Genomic DNA, 19,143 nt, shown 5'->3' on the forward strand with positions numbered 1-19,143 from the left:
ATCAAGTTCGGCACTAAAGAGATTTTGTTCTTCCGCCATCAACAGGAACATTAATTCCATTAATATAACTTGCTGCTTCGCTGGCCAAAAATGCCACTGCATTAGCAATTTCACCTGGCTGTGCAAAGCGCTTAGCTGGGATTCCATTTTTCATAGCTCTTGAAATTTCTTCTATTGACTTTCCAGTTTTTTCTGCTTTATTTTTTATGATCTCACTCAAACGATCTGTTGAAGTTGCACCGGGTAGTACATTGTTTACGGTAATACCAAACTCACCTAGTTCATTGGCCAACGTTTTACTCCAATTTGCAACAGCACCTCTAATAGTATTGCTTACCCCTAGGCCATCTAAGGGCTGTTTTACAGAAGTAGAAATAATATTAATTATTCTTCCGTAATCCACTTCTTTCATTCCCGGAACAACGGTTTGTGCTAATACATGATTACATTTTAGGTGCTGTGCAAATGCCTTTTCAAAAGAATTTAGGTTAGCCGAAAATATAGCACCTCCTGTTGGCCCACCTGTATTATTTACTAAAATGTGATAGGTGCCCACTCTTTTTAGGTCCGTAGCAACCTTGCTACCTACTTCTTCAGGGTTTGAAAAATCAGCAACGATATAATTGTGATCTTGATACTTGTTAGGAAGCTCAGACACCACTTCTTTTAGTTTTTCTTCATTACGGGCAATCAATGTTACATTCGCACCAAGATCTGCTAGTGCTATTGCTGATGCTTTTCCTATGCCTTGAGTGCTTCCACATACAAGGGCATTTTTTTTTGATAAATCTAGGTTCATTTTATGATAAAACTATTTAAAATTTTATTTCCAACTGAAAGATAATCTTCATATACTTTCTCTTGTGATGTAAATGTAAGCGTATAGGCTTTATTATCTTCAAGGAAATAGAATTGCTTAAATTTTAATAATTGTTTGTTTACATATCCTTGCCAGATGATCTGAAAATATATGCGCTTCTCATTTTCAACTCTTTCATTTACCATTATTTTTGAATAAGGTACTTTTTTTATTTGATTTTCTGAGAGTTTTACAAAAGACTCCAAATTCATAATATGGTTTGATAAATCTTGAATTATCAAGTTTACATTCTCCCTAAAAGGATCATTTTCTAGGCGTTTAGAAAATACTATAAACTCAGTTTTGTTTCTTCCCGTAGTGTCTAATTGCCAGTCATTAGGATATTTAATTTCATATGTTTCATTTTCTATTAATTTCCATTGGCTTTCAGTTTGAGTAAAAGTAACATTTATATAAAAAATGATAAGAAAAAAAGTACTCCAGGTTTTAAACATTGATTAATACTTAATACATACATTTTTAGGTTCTGTAAAGAAACGCAATGCTTCAAAACCACCTTCACGACCTACACCAGAATCTTTTACACCACCAAAAGGTGTACGTAGATCGCGCATTAACCAAGTATTTACCCAAACAATACCGGCTTCTAGCTTTTTTGTCATTCGCATGGTACGTTTCAAGTCACTAGTCCATAAAGTAGCCGAAAGACCATATTTAACACCATTAGCCATAGTTAATACTTCTTCTTCGGTTTTAAAAGACATAATGGTTACAACTGGGCCAAAAACTTCTTCTTGATTTATACAGCATTCATCAGTATCAACTTCAATAATGGTAGGCTCCATGTAGTAGCCATTTTCATAGCCATCTACGGTTAACTGATTCCCTCCATACAGTACTTTACCTCCTTCTTCTTTAGCAATTTCAACATAGTTCAATACCTTTTCTAAATGAGACTTAGAAACTAACGCACCGAATTTTGTATCAGGTGCAGCAGGATGCCCAACTTTTTGTTTTGAGACTACTTCTACAAAATCTTTTTTAAATTGTTCGTAAATAGATTCTTCAACAAAAATTCGACTTCCACATAAGCAAATTTGCCCTTGATTACCAAACGAAGATCGTATAGTATTAATAAGCATATCTCCATAATCACAATCTGCAAAAATGATATTAGGATTTTTACCACCCAATTCTAGAGACAACTTTTTAAACATAGGCGCAGCTATCTTAGCAATATGTGCACCTGTGGTTGTTCCTCCGGTAAAAGAAATAGCTTTAATATCCGGATGCTCAACTATTGCTTGGCCTGCAGTAGTTCCTAAACCATGTACGATATTTAAAACGCCATTGGGGAGGCCTGCTTTAGTACAAATTTCACCTAATAGATAGGCCGTCATCGGAGTGACTTCACTGGGCTTTGCCAATACACAATTACCAGCTGCAATTGCAGGAGCTATCTTCCAGGTAAAGAGATAGAGTGGGAGGTTCCATGGTGAAATACAGCCAACTACACCAATGGATTGGCGTAAGGTATAATTCATGGCATCGTGTCCTACACTTTCATGGCTTTCACTAGCAAATTGGGTGATGGCATTTGCAAAAAATCTAAAGTTACTCGATGCTCTTGGTATATCTACAGCTTTGGCTAACCAGATTGGTTTGCCATTGTCTTTGCTCTCTGCTTCAACAAGTCTGTCAAGGTTTTGTTCGATAAGTTCAGAAATTTTAAGCATGATTCTACTTCGTTCTTCAAAAGAAGTATTAGACCAAGATTCAAAAGCTGTTTTGGCAGCTATATAAGCTACTTCTACATCTTCTTTTGATGAATTGGGTATCTGACCATATATTTCACCATCAGCTGGACAATAATTATCAATCCACCCGTCAGCGACGGGAGGCACAAACTTACCATTTATGTAGTTTTTTATTTTTTTCATTTTGTCATTCCTGCGAAAGCAGGAATCCATTTGTTTTATTGTTCATTTTGTCTTGATATAAAACGAACTAAAAAAATCAAGTTGAAATGAGGAATTTTTCCTTTGTTCTCGACCGCGCTCGAACTTACAGGAAAACCAAAAAAATAAAATCTAAATTTTTTCCAAGGCTTCAAAAATTCTATACGATCTTATTTTTATATTCTGGCATTTCAACAATAAGATTCAAAATAATAAATCATTTTCAAATTATCATATTCATAAATTATCTAATTACCAACATAAGCCATTACTTTAATCTCCACTACCAGATCAGGGTGTGGTAATTGATGTACAGCTAATGTTGTTCGCGTTGGACCGGTTTCCTTGTCAAAAAACTCAGCATAAGCCTTATTATAACCTGCAAAGTCATTCATGTTTACTAGAAAAGAAGTAACATCTACCACATCTTTTAAAGAAGCTCCCTCTTTGGCTAGATTTTTTTCAATGTTTTGTAGAACCTCCCTTGTTTGTACTTCTATATTTAATCGTTTGGTACCCATTTCATCAATAATATCTACTCCGGCAATGGTATTATCAGCTCTTCTAGAACTTGTACCAGAAACAAATATAAAATCACCAACTCGTTTGGTATGTGGGTACGCGCCTCTTGGTGTTACTTTATCACTCATATAAGCCCCTCTTAATCTCCCCAAAGGGGAGAGATTCTTATTGGGGTGAATAAGAATACTTTTGTTATACTTTATTTTGGTACCTACTAACTCCTCTTGAAAGGGTTGAGGTGGGCTTTACTTTAACCTTGCAATTTTATCTTCTTCTAATAGTTCATTAGTTTCTTTCCTCACTTTTTTTAATAATTCTCTTAAGTCACCTTCTAAATCAATTTCATCATCAGCAATCATATTTAAGATAGCTTTGTCTTGAGCTCTACCCTTTATCATGGCTTGATGGTAGGGTAATTCTTCATTAAAGGTTACCATAGAGTATTTTGAAAAATACTCACTAGGGAAATTTTCTTCAAAAGTCATTTCTAAGGTACGCTTTTCTTTAAATAAAGGATTCGCAACATGATCTCGCATTTCGTAATAATTATCAATGGCAAGATCAGCGATGGCATCGGTATCCTGCTTCCGCTGTTTTTCAAAGGTTTTAAAAATAGTTTCCCAATCACCTTCATGTTTATCGAGAATAGCATCGAAAGCAGTCACATCTTCAAAAGAGGCATTCATGCCTTGTCCGTAAAACGGTACAATAGCATGTGCTGCATCACCTAATAGCAATGTTTTATTTTTATAATACCAAGGAGAACACTTCACAGTGCCTAGAGCTCCAGTAGGATTATTTGAAAATTCTGAAACAATATCAGGTATTAATGCCAAGGCATCTGAGAATTCGTTTTCGAAAAACTCTCGAATCTTTTCTTTCGAAGTTAAATTATTAAAGTTGTACTTACCTTCATCATAACTTAAGAACAGCGTAACAGTAAAACTTCCATCAAGATTTGGTAATGCAATCAACATATAATCACCTCGTGGCCAGATATGCAAATGATCTTTGCTTATAAGATGTTTGCCATTTTTTGACGCTGGAATTTCCAACTCTTTATAACCATGTGTTAGAAAATTCTGAGAATAGCTGAATAAAAATTTACGTTCTAAATAATAGCTCTTACGCAAAGCAGAACCCGCACCATCTGTTCCAAAAATTACATCTGCAGCCACTTTGAATTCTTCTTGGTTTTTATGATTGTAAAAAGAAACAGCATTAGTATCAAGATCAACAGCTTTACATTCACAATTGAAATGGATAGTTAAATTATCAAAATGATCGGCTTCAGTTAAAAGCATTCCATTCAGATCGCCTCTTGAAATTGAGTTGATATATTCTCCTTTTCTACCAGAGTAGTTAGAGGGAAAAGTATTTCCTTCTTTGTCGTGTATTAAACGCCCTACCATTGGTATACAAATATCACGAGCCTTATCTTCAACTCCCGCCAAGCGTAACGCTTTAAATCCTCTATCTGATAAGGCTAGATTGATAGAACGTCCTGCTGATATATCTGTAACTCTCAAATCTGGCCTACTTTCATAAACATTCACAGTATAACCTCTTTGCGCAAGGCGTAATGCGAGTAATGAACCACAAAGACCCGCGCCAATTATAAGTATATTGTCTTTTTTATTCACTCAACAATCCTTTTAGAATTTCCACCATTTTATACACATCTGTAAATGAATTATAAAAAGGCACTGGCGCACAACGAATGACATCAGGTTCACGCCAATCAGTTATAACATTAGCTTTCATTAAATGATTATGCAGGGACTTATCAGCATTTTTTACTTGAATTGATAGTTGACACCCTCGCTCTTTAGGGCTTGACGGCGTAATAATCTTAATTCTTTCAGTATCCAATTGATTGATCAAGAATTCGAAATACCCAGTCAATTTTACAGATTTTTCTCTCAAAGCATCCATACCTACTTCATTAAATAAATCTAAGGATGCTCGTATAGCTGCCATTGACAAAATAGGCGGATTGCTTAATTGCCAACCTTCTGCACCAGGCATTACCTCAAAAGATTTTCGCATATTAAATCGGGTTTCGGGGTTATGGTTCCACCAACCGTTGAACCGTGGTAGGTCTTTGTTATATGCATGTCTTTCATGCACAAACAACCCTGCTAAACTACCTGGCCCAGAGTTCAAATATTTATAAGTACACCAAGCGGCAAAATCAACTCCAGATTCATGTAAATTAGGTTGGATATTTCCAGCGCCATGGGCAAGGTCAATACCAACCATACATTTTTTTGAATGGCCTAGTTTGGCTATTTGCTTTAGATCAAAGTGCTGCCCTGTATAATAGTTTACCCCACCAATAAGTAATAATGCTATTTCATCACCTTGTTGTTCTAGTATTGTTTCTAAGTCTCTCATATGAAGCAGTTCTTCACCATGTCTAGGTTTCCACTCAACCAATCCCTCTTTTGGGTCAAATCCGTGAAAACGCAATTGTGATTCTACTGCATAGCGATCCGAAGGAAAAGCATCGCTCTCAATGACAATTTTGTATTTTGTTTTTGTAGGTTGATAAAAAGAGACCATCAATAAATGTAGGTTGGTGGTCAATGTATTCATAATAACCACCTCTATTGGTTTAGCACCTACAACATTGGCCATACTTTCGGTTAAGAATTCATGATAAGGCATCCACGGATTCTTGGCATCAAAGTGCCCCTCAACTCCTAGTTTTGCCCAATCATCAAGCTCTTGCTGAATATATTGTTGTGTGATTTTAGGTTGTAACCCTAAAGAGTTTCCAGTAAAATACAGCCAATCATTATCATTTTTATCTTTTGGTATATGAAACTGATTTCGATATTTTTCTAGGGGATCTTGAGTATCTAATTTTTCCGCGAAAGCAAGATTGGATTCGAACTCAGTAAAAACTTGGGTCATAATTAAATGGTAACTAGGTTCACAAATTTAAAAATTACATATGATCTTAATACAATTTAAGTAAAGAATCTATTAATTCTTTAAACTATTATATTTGGCTATTAAACAAGATATATGAGGAAGTTATTTCTATTTACCGTTGTTATAGTTCTAGCTCAACTCTCTTTTGGTCAAAAGTTAAAGTTAATTGAGGGAGATTTATCTGAACTGAAAGGAGTAGAAAGTTATAATGTGGTTTTTGATTATAAAGGAGTTGAAATTCCTGGTTATGAATCTGAAGAAGATTTCTTGAAGGATAAAATGAGAAAAAGAGAAAAGAAAGAAATCGGTTTAGGTGAGAAGTTTAAGAAATCATGGTTTAATGATCGCAAAAAAATATATGAACCTTACTTTGTGGATAATTTCAACGGGTATTTTATAATGAAAAGGAATATAAGGGTAAGTAAAGAGAATCCAAACGAAAAATATACAATTAAGATAAAAAGTACAATGATCTATCCTGGTTATAATGTAGTAGCCGCATGGGAACAATCAAAATTAAGGGCTGTAATTACAATTTATGAAACAGAAAATCCTGAACGAATAATAGCTGAAATCTTTGCAAAGAACATTTTAGGTAAGAGTGATTATAATTCAGGTATTAGAATAGCTAATAGCTATGGTATATTAGCAAAGGGCCTAGCACGGTTTTTGAAAAAGAAAACGTAACTTTAAAAAATTTAATAATTAAATAGAGCAATAAAGAGCTGTAAATTTTATTTTAGAAATTTTAAATAACTAAACATTTATTTTATGAAAAAGCATTTTATTTTATTGGTAGCATTCTTGTGTATAGCGATGATATCATATTCCCAAAAATTAAAAGTAAAAGAAGGTAAAGTTGCCAACTTAAAAGGTATTTCTGCTTATAATTTAGAATTTGATTATTCAGATCTTCAGGTTCCAAAATTTGATTCTGAAGAAGCTTTTTTAGAAGAGAAAATGGCTAAGAGAGAAGAGAAAGAGGCTGGAGCAGGTGAACGCTTTAAAAAGAGTTGGTTTAGAGATCGTGAGGAAAGATATGAGCCAAAGTTCATTACTTCTTTTAATAAAAGATTTAAAGAAGGTGAGGTTAAGGTTGGTAGAGAAGAAAGTGGTGCTAAATATGTTATGAAAATACATACAACCAAGTTGTATCCTGGTTATAATGTGGGTGTTTGGAGGCATAACTCTGAAATTGACGCTACTATTACTATCTATGAAGCTGGCAACCCCTCAAATGTATTAGTTTCTGGCTCTTATAAAGATGTTCAGGGTGCTGGCGCTTTTGGCAATGATTATGATTCTGGTTATAGAATATCTGAAGCTTATGCGAAACTAGCAAAAGAATTTGCCAAAGCAATTAAAAAGAAAGCCAAGTAAAAATAAGAAAGCCGTTATTAAATAGCGGCTTTTTCTTTTTCCATTCTAATGATATGCGCCATTGACTTCACAGCACGATTATGTTTCTTAACAAACGGATTGGTTTCATCCCAAACATAACCAGCTAATACAGCACAAATTTTTTGTTTTACATCAGGATTTTCAGGACGATGGAAAAACAGTTCCTGTAAATTTTCAGTATACCATTCTTTTACATAGGTGCTAAATACATTTACACCTTTTAGTATATAATTACTGTAATCATTTTTCCAATCAACGGTTTCACCATTTAATTGTTTGCAAATTAATTTTGATGCCTTAAGCGATGATTCTGTTGCAAACGCAACACCAGAAGAAAAAACAGGATCTAAGAATTCTGCACTGTTACCTGTTAATACATACCCATCTCCATACAATTGCTTAACTGATTTAGAAATGTTTTTGATCTTTCTGGGTTCAGAGATATAATCTAGACCTTTAAATCGATCGTAGTAATGATCTGATAATTGCATCATTTCTGATAGTATTTCTTGATTACTCCCTTTATAAGACTCAATAAATTCAGTTGGGCCTACAAAACCCAAACTTGTATTACCATTTGAAAACGGAATAACCCAAAGCCATACTTGAGGTTTTACGATATCAAAGGTGATTAGCGTTCCTTCAATACCTTCAGGTCTTCTTTTATCTTTTACATGTGCAAAAATAGAAGAGTGCTTAGGTATAGAAGAAGGCTTTTCTAAATCTAAAAGTCTTGGAAGTACTCTGCCGAAACCACTAGAATCAACAATAAACCTTGCATGAATTGTTTTCTCTTGACCATCTATTGATTTTATATTCGTTTTTGAAGTACTACCTTCAAACTCAACATTAGTGACTTCCCATTCAAAAGCAACATTGACACCTTTTTTTATAATTTCCTGCGCCAAAGCATTATCAAATTCAGCTCGAGGCACTTGCCATGTCCAGTTCCAGCCCTCGGTAAATTTTTTACTAAAATCAAAATTACAGACCTCCTTGCCCCGTATAAATCGGGCGCCATATTTCTTTTCAAAATTTTGAGCTTTAATGCAGTCTAACAAACCAGCTTCTTCAAAATGCTCCATGGATTTTGGTAATAAACTTTCGCCTATAACAAATCGTGGAAATTTTGATTTTTCAACTACCTGTACTGAGATACCTTTATCGTTAAGATAGGATGCCGCAACACATCCAGAGGGGCCAGCACCAATTATTAAAACATCAACGTTTGTATTGATCATACAATATCTATCTAAAGTTCCCGTAAAAATATTAAATTTGCGGGTTTTTTATAATTAATTTCTGAAATTAATTATGCCTTCATCCTATCAAAAAATGGAATAATGCCTGTAATTAAAGGAGAATTAAATCTTAATGATTTTTACGATGTTATTTTTAATAACGAAGAAATTGAGCTTAGCACAAATCTTGTAGATCGAGTAAAAGATAGCTTCAATTTTTTGAAAGAGTTTTCACATGATAAAGTTATTTATGGTGTAAATACTGGTTTCGGACCAATGGCTCAGTATAAGATTAAGGATGAAGATAGAATTCAATTACAATATAACTTAATAAGAAGCCATGCTTCTGGTACAGGTAATCCTTTAGCAGAAAAGTATGTAAAAGCTGCCATGCTGGCAAGGCTAAACACGCTTAGTCTTGGCAATTCTGGAGTGCATATCTCAGCTATTGATTTAATGACTTCGTTAATTAATAAGGATATTATCCCGCTGATATATGAACATGGCGGAGTAGGTGCAAGTGGTGATTTGGTGCAGCTAGCACACTTAGCTTTGGTATTAATTGGTGAAGGTGAAGTGTTTTATAAAGGTGAACGTAATAAAACACAAGAGGTATTTGAAATTGAAGGCCTACAACCTATTAATGTTGAGATTAGAGAAGGTTTGGCATTAATGAACGGTACATCGGTAATGACAGGTATTGGTATTGTTAATACAATTTATACAAAGCGCTTGTTAAACTGGGTAGTGCAATGTTCAGCGGCTATTAATGAAATTGTTCAGGCTTATGATGATCATCTATCGTTTGAACTAAATAGCACAAAAAAGCATATAGGTCAGCAGAAAATAGCAGAACAGATGCGTGAGCATCTTAAAGATAGTACGCTAGTAAGAAGCAGAGAAGAGTATTTGTATAATGCAAATGCCAATAGCCCTGTGTTTAAGGAAAAAGTTCAGGAGTATTATTCATTGCGATGTGTTCCTCAGATTTTAGGTCCAGTTTTAGACACGCTTAATAATATTCATAAGATTTTAATAGAGGAAGTCAATTCTGCAAATGACAACCCTATTGTGGATGTTGAAAAACAGCATGTATATCATGGTGGTAATTTTCATGGAGATTATGTATCTTTAGAAATGGATAAATTAAAGATAATAGTTACTAAAATGACTATGTTGGCTGAGCGTCAATTAAATTATCTGTTAAATTCTAAATTGAATGATATCTTGCCTCCATTTGTCAATCTTGGACAATTAGGACTAAATTTTGGTATGCAAGGTGTTCAATTTACTGCTACATCCACTACCGCTGAAAATCAGATGCTTTCAAATCCAATGTATGTACACAGTATACCAAACAACAATGATAACCAAGATATTGTGAGCATGGGTACTAATGCGGCATTAATTACAAAGAGAGTAATTGAAAATTCTTTTGAAGTAGTTGCCATTGAGCTAATTACAATTGTTCAGGCTATTGAGTATTTAGGTTGTACAACAAAGGTTTCTACAAAAACCAGAACATTATTTAATACGGTAAGAACAATCGTTCCTGTATTTAAGGAAGATGTAGTCATGTATCCTTATGTAAATAAGGTGAAAGAATATTTGATGAATACGAATCAAAAACTATAATGTGATGAAAAAAATTGTTATTTTAATTATAGCTGTATTAATGATACAGTTAGTAAGTGCTCAACAGGTTGCTTTAGTGCGCCAAGACAAAAAAATTGGATATTTAAAAGATAACGGTGATTGGATGATACAGCCCACTTATGAAAAAGCACAAAATTTCTCTAATGGTTTAGCAGCATTTTACAATGGTGATAAATGGGGCTTTATTAACCCTTCCGGCGAAATTGTCATTGAAGCTAAATACAATAGAGCTAAGAGATTTGATAGTGGTATTGCTGTGGTTGAACAAGATAAAAGATGGTTCTACATTGATAAGAGCGGTAATGAAGTAAATATGCCGGCTTCTGATAAAGTTTTTGATTTTGAAGATGGATTGGCATATATAAAAAGAGGAGAACAAGTTGGTCTCATAAATGCTAAAGGTGAAGTAATTCTTGAGCCTACCTATACCAAAATATTAAAATTTAGAAATGGTCATGCTAAAGTGAAGTCTGGTGAAAGCTGGGGATTGATCGATACTTCTGGAAAATTAGTACTTCCAGTAGAATATCAACAATTGGGTGATTATTCAAATGGTGTTACCAGAGCCAAAAAAAATGACCTTTTTGGTATTGTAAAAGATGGAGTTTTTAAAGAAGTTCAAGATGCCCTAAGAATATGGGATTTTAAAAATGGACAAGAACTTACCTATGCATCTAATGCTAATAAACAAATTGGTTTTATCAACAGAAATGGTGATTGGGTTATAAAACCTCAATTTAAAAAAGCAAGAGCTTTCTCTAATGGTCTTGCTCCCGTTACTAATGATGGAAAGAAATGGGGTTATGTGAATGAAACCGGAGAGGTTGTTATTCCTTTAAAGTTTAGAGATGCTGAAGTATTTAGTGAAGATATGGCGCCGGTAAAAGTTTCAAAGTTATGGGGTTTTATTAACAAAAAGGGGGAATTAGTAATTGAAGATACATATGTAATTACGGCCTTTAATTTTGGCATCTTTAAAAAGAATAACCAAAAAGGATTTATAAATGGTTTGGCTAGAGTGGGGCAAAATAAAAAATGGGGATATATTGATAAACAAGGCAAGCTATTGAATGATACTTGGTATCAAAATGCAGAACCATTTGTGAATATTGATTAGTATATGAAGTGTGCTTTAGTAACAGGAGGTTCCAGAGGGATTGGTAAAGTAGTTTGTCAAAAATTAGCCGAAGACTTAGGCTATCATATTTTAATAAACTACCATTCAAATAAGAATGCTGCAGAAGAAACGTTAAAATCTATTAATGACAAAGGTGGTTCTGGTGAGATTATGCAATTTGATGTTTCTGACGGTGATAAGGTTGCTAAAGTACTGGATGAATGGGAGAAGAAAAATCAAGATGCTGTCATTGAGGTAGTTGTTAATAATGCTGGTATTACAAAAGACGGTTTATTTATGTGGATGCCTAAGAATGACTGGCATAAAGTTATTAATACTAGTTTAAACGGATTTTTCAATGTTACGAATCACTTGATTCAAAAAATGTTGAGCAAGCGTTATGGTAGAATAATCAATATGGTATCAGTATCAGGTGTTAAAGGAACGCCAGGACAAACCAATTATTCCGCGGCCAAAGGTGCACTTGTAGCAGCTACTAAGGCTTTAGCTCAAGAAGTAGCTAAGCGTAAGATAACTGTAAATGCTGTAGCTCCTGGCTTTGTTAGAACAGATATGACCAGCGAGTTAGATGAAAAGGAATTGAAGAAAATGATACCATTAAATAGATTTGGTGAGGCAGAAGAAGTCGCTGACCTTGTGTCATTTTTAGCATCTAAGAAGGCATCTTATATAACAGGTGAAGTTATTAATATAAACGGAGGTATTTATTCGTAATAACTTGAAATTGATATGAGAAGGGTTGTTATTACAGGAATGGGCATTTACTCATGTATAGGATTAAACCTTGAAGAGGTCAAGAAATCTCTATACAAAGGAAAATCTGGAATTATTTTTGACCCAGATAGAAAAGATTTTGGGTACAGATCAGCCTTAACAGGCATGGTTGCTACTCCTAATCTCAAAAAAGAATTATCAAGAAGACAGCGGGTGAGTATGGGCGAAGAGTCACTCTATGCTTATGTTGCTACTATGGAAGCCTTTAAAGAAGCTGGTATTGACCAAAGTTTTCTTGATAGTGAAGAAATAGGTATCCTTTACGGAAATGATAGTACTGGTAAATCAACCATAGAGTCTGTAGATAAAGTAAGAGAAAAAGGAGATACTACACTAGTAGGTTCTGGAGCCATTTTTAAGGCAATGAACTCTACCGTTACTATGAATCTTTCAACCCTGTTTAAATTAAGAGGTGTGAACTTCACCATTAGTGCAGCATGTGCTAGCGGTTCTCATACGATTGGTATGGGATACCTTTTGATTAAACAAGGATTGCAGGATATGGTTATTTGTGGAGGAGCTCAAGAGATTAATAAGTATGCTATGGCGAGTTTTGATGGATTGGGAGTTTTCTCAGCAAATGAAAATGAACCTGAAAAAGCATGTAGACCTTTTGATAAAGATAGAGATGGATTGGTGCCTAGTGGTGGAGCCGCTACTTTGATATTAGAGAGTTATGAATCAGCAGTAAAAAGAGGTGCGCCTATTTTAGCCGAAGTTATGGGTTATGGTTTTTCTTCAAATGGTGCCCATATCTCTACACCAACGGTAGAAGGCCCTACTATTGCTATGCAAAGAGCTCTAGATCAATCAGGATTAGATGCCTCTGCCATTGATTATGTAAATGCTCATGCTACTTCAACACCTGTTGGTGATGCTAATGAAGCAAGAGCTATTTATAATGTTTTTGGTGAAAACAATCCATGTGTTAGCTCAACAAAATCTATGACGGGACATGAGTGTTGGATGGCGGGAGCAAGTGAAATAGTCTATTCAATGCTAATGATGCAGAACTCTTTTGTGGCCCCTAATATTAACTTAAACAAACCAGATGAAAGTTCAGCAAAATTAAATTTGGTAGGTAAAACTCTAGATAAAAAAATTGATGTATTTTTGTCGAATTCTTTTGGGTTTGGTGGTACAAACTCAGCATTGATTATAAAAAAGGTATAGTATTAGTTATGGAGAAAGAATTAATCATTGAAAAAGTTAATGATTTTTTAGTTGATGAATTTGAAGTAGAGGAGGAGGATATAGCTCCGCAAGCAAACTTAAAGGAAACACTCGAGCTAGACAGTTTAGATTTTGTAGACTTAGTTGTAGCAATTGATTCAAGTTTTGGTATTAAACTGGTAAGTGAAGACTTTATAAATATAAAAACACTTCAAGATTTTTACGATCTTATAGAAAGAAAATTGGCTTAATTTTTTTGGTATTTAATGACGCAATGGGAAGGGAAGTCTAGAGGTACAGTTCTTGGATATAGAATTTTTACTTTCTTAATTCAAAAAGTTGGTGTAAGAGCTGCTTACCTTCTCTTATATTTTGTTGCGTTTTATTTTTTACTATTTTCATCTAAAGGCACCAAAGCATCTTATTATTACTTTAGAAAAAGACATGAGTTTTCTAGACTCAAAAGTGTTCTGAGGGTCTATCAGAGTTATTTTAAGTTTGGGCAAACCATTATTGATAAGGTTGCCATACTTTCTGGTTCAAGAGATACTTTTACCTATGATTTTGACGGTGTTGAACACTTAAAAGATCTTTTACACAAGGGAAATGGTGGTATTCTTATAAGTGCACATGTTGGTAATTTTGAAATAGCAGAATTCTTTTTTAAAGAAATTGATATTAATTCAAAAATTAATATTGTTACAACTGATAGTGAGCGCGATGACATTAAAGAATATTTAGAAAATGTCACAGGTAAGTCAGACTCAAAATTTATTTTAATTAAGGAAGATCTTACACATATATTTGAAATTAATGCAGCTTTGAGTAAAAATGAGTTGATATGTTTTACGGGTGATAGGTATTTTGATCAGGTACGTTCATTGTCTGAAGAATTGCTAGGTAAAGAAGCAACTTTTCCTGAAGGACCATTTAAACTAGCATCGCGGCTAAAAGTACCTGTTGCTTTTGTATATGTTATGAAAGAAACAACGAAGCATTATCATTTATATACTAGAGTAGCTGATTTTAAGAAAAGAGATGCTAAAGGTCTTTTAAAAGAATATACTAAAAGCGTGGAATGGATTTTGAATAAATATCCATTACAATGGTTCAATTATTATGACTTCTGGGATGATTATACAACAACATAAATGAAAAAGGTTTTAGTAGTATATTATACCCAATCGGGTCAACTATTAGATATTGCTAAAAATGTTGTTAGTGATATGCAAACTTCTGATGATGTGGAAGTTTCGTACTATAATATTGAGCCTGTAAGATCTTATGATTTTCCTTGGCAAAGAGACCAATTTTTTGATGCCTTTCCCGAATCTTTTTTACAGATTCCTTGTGAGCTAAAACCAACGCAGCATGAAATTTTAGATGTCGATTATGATCTTATAATATTAGCCTATCAAATTTGGTATTTAACACCTTCTATTCCTGTAAATTCATTTTTGCGTTCTGATAAGGCTAAGCAACTTCTCAATGCTACACCCGTAATCACGCTTATTGGATGTAGAAATATGTGGGTACAGGCGCAGGAAAAAATGAAACTTCTTTTAGATGATGTAAATGCTAGATTGGTTGGTAATATTGTATTGGCAGATAGACATTTAAACCATATAAGTGTTATTACTATTTCTAAATGGATGTTTTCTGGTAAAAAAGAAAGGTATTTAGGTGTATTTCCAAAACCTGGTGTGTCTGATAAAGATATTGATGAAGCCGTTAAGTTTGGTAAGCCCATCTTAGAAAATTTGAAGCTTGGCAAGTTTGATGATTTACAGTTAAAATTAAATGATTTAGAAGCTGTTAAGATTAAACCATTTTTGGTTTTAGCAGATAAAAGAGCAAATATTTTATTTAGTAAATGGGCTAATTTTATCATCAAAAAAGGAAAAGCGGGAGATCCTAAACGTTTAAAATGGATTAAAGTTTTTAAAAATTATCTACTATTTGCTATTTGGGTTATCGCCCCAATAGTTTTTATCGTATTTTTGTTGACTTATCCATTTTCCATTAGGAAAATTGAAAGACAGAAAGAATATTACAAATCTGTAAGCCAAAAGTAGTACGACCAGATGAATGATGTATATATAACGAGAATTGCTAAGTTCTTGCCTAACGAGCCGGTGTCTAATGATCAGATGGAAGAGAAATTGGGACTTGTAGATGGTAAAACGTCTAAAGCTCGTAGAATTGTTTTACGAAATAATCAAATAAAGAATAGATATTACGCTTTAAACGGAAATGGTAGGGTAACACATACCAATGCTGAACTGGTGAAGGAAGCTGTTGAAAATTTATGTGATACTTCCTTTACCAAAGAAAAAATAGAACTACTTTCTTGTGGTACTTCTACACCCGATCAAGTATTGCCTTCTCATGCAGCTATGGTTCATGGAGCATTAAAGAATGGAAATCTTGAGATAAATTCACCTTCAGGCGCTTGTTGTTCAGGTATGAATGCTTTAAAATATGGTTATATGGCATTACGTTCCGGACAAGTAAAAAATGCAGTTTGTACGGGATCTGAACGTGTATCAACATGGATGAAGTCGCATACATTTGAAGAAGAAGTTAGCAAGCTTAAAGAATTAGAAGAACAACCTATCATTGCTTTTAATAAAGAATTTTTACGATGGATGCTATCAGACGGAGCTGGTGCTTTCTTACTAGAAAATGAGCCCAAAGGTGAACATCCTTTAAAAATAGAGTGGATGGAAGGCTTTTCGTATGCTTTTGAGCTTGAAGCATGTATGTATGCAGGGGCTGATAAAAAAGAAGATGGCGAGTTAAAACCTTGGAGTGAGTATCCGGCCGATGAATGGGGTAAGAATTCATTATTTGCAATAAAGCAAGATGTAAAGATACTGGATGATCATATTTTGGTAAAAGGTGTTGATAGTTTAAAAAAGGCTATCACTAAACATGGTCTAAAACCAACCGATATAGATTATTATTTACCTCATATTTCATCATACTACTTTAAAGAAAAGTTATACAATGAGATGGTAAATCAAGGTGTTGAAATTCCTTGGGAAAATTGGTTTATGAACCTAGATAAAGTGGGTAACGTTGGTTCTGCTTCAATTTATATCATGTTAGAAGAATTAGTAAATTCAGGTAAGCTTAAAAAGGGAGATAAAATATTGCTTTCCGTGCCTGAAAGTGCTCGTTTTTCATATGCTTATGCATTAGTTACCGTTTAAAAATGTCAACGAATATGGATAAAAGCATATTGTTTGATATTTCTATTATTGAGCTCATTCCACATAAGAGCCCATTTGTAATGATAGATACCTTATTAGACTATAAAGAAGATTTTGTTAAGGCTGGTTTGACTATTTCTACTGAAAACATTTTTGAAAATAAGGGGTCTTTTACTGAGCCAGGTTTAATTGAGCATATGGCTCAAACTGTTGCACTGCATACGGGTTGTCAGTATCGTTTATTAAATAAACCAGCACCTACTGGTTATATTGGCGCTGTAAAAAATTTTGAAATTATATCTTTACCTAAAACAGGAGATTCTATAGAAACTTCAGTGTCTATTTTACATGAAATAACGGGTGTTACATTGGTGGACGTAGTTGTTGTAAGTAAAAATGCACAAGAAATAGCCAAAGGTCAAATAAAAACCGTTATTGCCGACTGATTGAAAAGCGTTAAACATCATATAGATTTAAAAAAATTTCTACCTCATAGAGCTCCCATGTTAATGGTAGATAGTTTACTTTCTATTGATGGTGAACACGTAAGTACAATTTTTGATATTCAACCTGACTGTGTTTTTGTAAAAGATGGTAAATTAAAAGAGAGTGGTATCATAGAGAATGCCGCGCAAACCTGCTCAACAATTTTAGGTAAAGAACACTTTGATGAATTAAACCTTGAAGGTAGTAGAAAAAAAATAATTGGGTTTATTAGTACTATTAAGAGCATGACTATCAAAAGATTACCTTTTGTTAGTGAAACTCTTTACACAAAGGCTCATCTGATTTCCAAATTCAATGCTGAAAGTTATAGCATAAGTACTATAAAGTGTAAGGTTTTGGTAGGTGAGAATATTATAGCCGAAGGAGTTATGAATTTGTTTATTCAAGAAATTTAGGGTCATGAGAAAGAAAGAAGTACCTCAGGATGAGAGTAAGCTTGGTAGCAAAAATATTAAAGAATTATGTTATGCTGTTGATGAAAAAGGTAATTATACAACTGAACTAAGTACAGGATGGGAACCCAAAACTATTGCATTAAGTAAAGCAATAGAAGATATAAATGAGCGTGTTGAAGCCGCAAGAGTAAGAGTTATAGAGGGAATTTCTAGTCCAATAGAATATTATATGGAGTTGCATAAAATGGATTTGCCTATTTTGGCAAGTTATGTAGGTATGTGGAAATGGAGAGTCAAGCGTCATTTTAAGCCGTCAGTTTTTAAAAAAATGAGCCCAAAGACATTAAACAAATATGCAGCTATTTTTGACATTACTGTTGATCAGCTAAAAAATGTAAAAGGTTTATGAAGATAGATTTTTCCCATTATCAATCTGCACATTGTGAGAATGGAGTTGTTTCTAACTTAATGAAACACAATGGACATAATATTAGTGAACCTATGGTCTTTGGCATTGGCTCAGGTTTATTCTTTGTTTATATACCTTTTTTAAAAGTAAACCATGCACCTGCTATTAGTTTTAGACCAATGCCAGGCTTCATATTTAAGCGTTTTGCAAAGCGAACTGGTATTAAGATAAAGCGATATAAGTTTAGAAATGAAAAGAAAGCGCAATCGGCTCTTGACAGTGAATTAAAAAGGAACAACCCAGTAGGTTTACAGGTAGGTGTATATCATCTAACCTATTTTCCTGATGAGTATCGTTTTCATTTTAATGCACATAATATGGTAGTTTATGGAAAAGAAGATGATACTTATTTGATAAGCGATCCTGTTATGGAACAGGTTACCACCTTATCTGAAAAAGAACTACAACGTGTACGATTCGCCAAAGGTGCTTTTGCTCCAAAAGGGCATATGTATTATCCTATTTCTTATCCGGAAGATTTAAACCTTGAAAAGGCTATAAAAAAAGGTGTAAAAAATACATGTAGAGATATGTTAGCTCCGGTTCCTATTGTAGGAGTAAATGGTATGCGCTCCGTTTCTAAAATGATCCGCAAATGGCCTAAAAAACATGGAACGAAAAAGGCAAATCATTATCTTGGACAAATTGTAAGAATGCAGGAAGAAATTGGCACAGGTGGAGGAGGATTCCGATTTATATACGGTGCTTTTCTTCAGGAAGCATCACAGGTAATGAACAATACTAATTTGAATGATCTTTCACAAGAAATTACCGCTATTGGTGATTCTTGGAGAGATTTTGCTGTAGATGCGTCACGTATTTATAAAAACAGAAGCCCAGAAGTTGACGCTTATAATAAAGTAGCAGATCAGCTTGTAGATTTAGCAAATAGGGAAGAGGTTTTCTTTAAAGAATTAAAGAAGGCAATTTAAAA

Annotated in this window: 21 protein-coding genes; 14 read left to right on the plus strand and 7 right to left on the minus strand. The window is 34.0% G+C overall.

Going from position 1 to position 19,143, the window contains the following annotated elements; translation table 11 throughout:
• Positions 1-13: 13 nt before the first annotated feature.
• The 6 genes from AC1EU5_RS09410 to kynU all read right to left on the minus strand — a co-directional run bounded on the left by AC1EU5_RS09410 (position 14) and on the right by kynU (position 6,219).
• Positions 14-799, minus strand: a complete 786-nt coding sequence (locus tag AC1EU5_RS09410) for an SDR family oxidoreductase (RefSeq protein WP_480192128.1) — start codon at positions 797-799, stop codon at positions 14-16.
• Positions 796-1,314, minus strand: coding sequence for a PsbP-related protein (locus AC1EU5_RS09415; RefSeq protein ID WP_480192129.1), 519 nt, complete (start codon positions 1,312-1,314; stop codon positions 796-798). The genes AC1EU5_RS09410 and AC1EU5_RS09415 overlap by 4 nt, the downstream gene beginning before the upstream one ends.
• 3 nt (positions 1,315-1,317) lie before the next feature.
• Positions 1,318-2,760 carry an aldehyde dehydrogenase gene (locus AC1EU5_RS09420; protein ID WP_480192130.1) on the minus strand — a complete coding sequence of 481 codons (1,443 nt, stop codon included), beginning with the start codon at positions 2,758-2,760 and terminating at the stop codon, positions 1,318-1,320.
• 266 nt (positions 2,761-3,026) lie between these two features.
• The gene (locus AC1EU5_RS09425) at positions 3,027-3,428 is read right to left on the minus strand and encodes a RidA family protein (RefSeq protein WP_480192131.1); all 402 of its coding nucleotides are present in this window, start codon (positions 3,426-3,428) and stop codon (positions 3,027-3,029) included.
• Positions 3,429-3,545: 117 nt separating this feature from the next.
• Positions 3,546-4,943 (minus strand): FAD-dependent oxidoreductase, encoded by a 1,398-nt coding sequence (locus AC1EU5_RS09430; RefSeq protein WP_480192132.1) that lies wholly within the window; start codon positions 4,941-4,943, stop codon positions 3,546-3,548.
• Positions 4,936-6,219, minus strand: coding sequence for a kynureninase (gene kynU / locus AC1EU5_RS09435; RefSeq protein ID WP_480192133.1), 1,284 nt, complete (start codon positions 6,217-6,219; stop codon positions 4,936-4,938). Before kynU ends, AC1EU5_RS09430 begins: the two co-directional genes overlap by 8 nt.
• Before the next feature lie 114 nt (positions 6,220-6,333).
• On the opposite strand from kynU, the gene AC1EU5_RS09440 reads away from it, so the two are divergent.
• On the plus strand, positions 6,334-6,927 hold the full coding sequence (locus tag AC1EU5_RS09440; protein WP_480192134.1) for a hypothetical protein: 594 nt from the start codon (positions 6,334-6,336) through the stop codon (positions 6,925-6,927).
• An 84-nt stretch (positions 6,928-7,011) separates the two neighbouring features.
• Positions 7,012-7,620, plus strand: a complete 609-nt coding sequence (locus AC1EU5_RS09445) for a hypothetical protein (RefSeq protein ID WP_480192135.1) — start codon at positions 7,012-7,014, stop codon at positions 7,618-7,620.
• A 17-nt stretch (positions 7,621-7,637) separates the two neighbouring features.
• On the opposite strand, the gene AC1EU5_RS09450 is transcribed toward AC1EU5_RS09445, so the two are convergent.
• Positions 7,638-8,882 (minus strand): NAD(P)/FAD-dependent oxidoreductase, encoded by a 1,245-nt coding sequence (locus AC1EU5_RS09450; RefSeq protein ID WP_480192136.1) that lies wholly within the window; start codon positions 8,880-8,882, stop codon positions 7,638-7,640.
• Between the two features lie 102 nt (positions 8,883-8,984).
• Here AC1EU5_RS09450 and flxA point away from each other — a divergent pair, with 102 nt between their 5' ends.
• The 12 genes from flxA to darH are packed head-to-tail and all read left to right on the plus strand — an operon-like array spanning position 8,985 to position 19,141.
• Positions 8,985-10,517: a flexirubin biosynthesis tyrosine ammonia-lyase FlxA gene (gene flxA, locus AC1EU5_RS09455; RefSeq protein WP_480192137.1), complete on the plus strand. Its 1,533-nt coding sequence runs from the start codon at positions 8,985-8,987 to the stop codon at positions 10,515-10,517.
• Between the two features lie 4 nt (positions 10,518-10,521).
• Entirely contained in the window at positions 10,522-11,655 is a 1,134-nt protein-coding gene (locus AC1EU5_RS09460; protein WP_480192138.1) for a WG repeat-containing protein, read from the plus strand.
• Between the two features lie 3 nt (positions 11,656-11,658).
• On the plus strand, positions 11,659-12,390 hold the full coding sequence (gene flxB / locus AC1EU5_RS09465) for a flexirubin biosynthesis SDR family reductase FlxB (RefSeq protein WP_480192139.1): 732 nt from the start codon (positions 11,659-11,661) through the stop codon (positions 12,388-12,390).
• A 15-nt stretch (positions 12,391-12,405) separates the two neighbouring features.
• Positions 12,406-13,623, plus strand: coding sequence for a beta-ketoacyl-[acyl-carrier-protein] synthase family protein (locus AC1EU5_RS09470; protein WP_480192140.1), 1,218 nt, complete (start codon positions 12,406-12,408; stop codon positions 13,621-13,623).
• A gap of 8 nt (positions 13,624-13,631) precedes the next feature.
• A complete protein-coding gene (locus tag AC1EU5_RS09475; RefSeq protein ID WP_480192141.1) occupies positions 13,632-13,874 on the plus strand; it encodes an acyl carrier protein in 243 nt (80 codons plus the stop codon).
• Positions 13,875-13,889: 15 nt separating this feature from the next.
• Positions 13,890-14,774: an LpxL/LpxP family acyltransferase gene (locus tag AC1EU5_RS09480; RefSeq protein WP_480192142.1), complete on the plus strand. Its 885-nt coding sequence runs from the start codon at positions 13,890-13,892 to the stop codon at positions 14,772-14,774.
• Complete coding sequence (locus tag AC1EU5_RS09485; RefSeq protein ID WP_480192143.1) at positions 14,775-15,698, plus strand: NADPH-dependent FMN reductase family protein; 924 nt, start codon at positions 14,775-14,777, stop codon at positions 15,696-15,698.
• A 9-nt stretch (positions 15,699-15,707) separates the two neighbouring features.
• Positions 15,708-16,838 carry a dialkylresorcinol biosynthesis protein DarB gene (gene darB, locus AC1EU5_RS09490; protein ID WP_480192144.1) on the plus strand — a complete coding sequence of 377 codons (1,131 nt, stop codon included), beginning with the start codon at positions 15,708-15,710 and terminating at the stop codon, positions 16,836-16,838.
• Positions 16,839-16,852: 14 nt separating this feature from the next.
• Positions 16,853-17,284: a hotdog family protein gene (locus tag AC1EU5_RS09495; RefSeq protein WP_480192145.1), complete on the plus strand. Its 432-nt coding sequence runs from the start codon at positions 16,853-16,855 to the stop codon at positions 17,282-17,284.
• Positions 17,285-17,740 carry a hotdog family protein gene (locus tag AC1EU5_RS09500; RefSeq protein ID WP_480192146.1) on the plus strand — a complete coding sequence of 152 codons (456 nt, stop codon included), beginning with the start codon at positions 17,285-17,287 and terminating at the stop codon, positions 17,738-17,740.
• 4 nt (positions 17,741-17,744) lie between these two features.
• Positions 17,745-18,149, plus strand: coding sequence for a flexirubin biosynthesis protein DarG (DarG, locus tag AC1EU5_RS09505; protein ID WP_480192147.1), 405 nt, complete (start codon positions 17,745-17,747; stop codon positions 18,147-18,149).
• Complete coding sequence (gene darH / locus AC1EU5_RS09510) at positions 18,146-19,141, plus strand: BtrH-related acyltransferase DarH (RefSeq protein ID WP_480192148.1); 996 nt, start codon at positions 18,146-18,148, stop codon at positions 19,139-19,141. Before DarG ends, darH begins: the two co-directional genes overlap by 4 nt.
• Positions 19,142-19,143: the final 2 nt, after the last annotated feature.

This window comes from Maritimimonas sp. 2405UD52-3 (genome assembly GCF_056591715.1).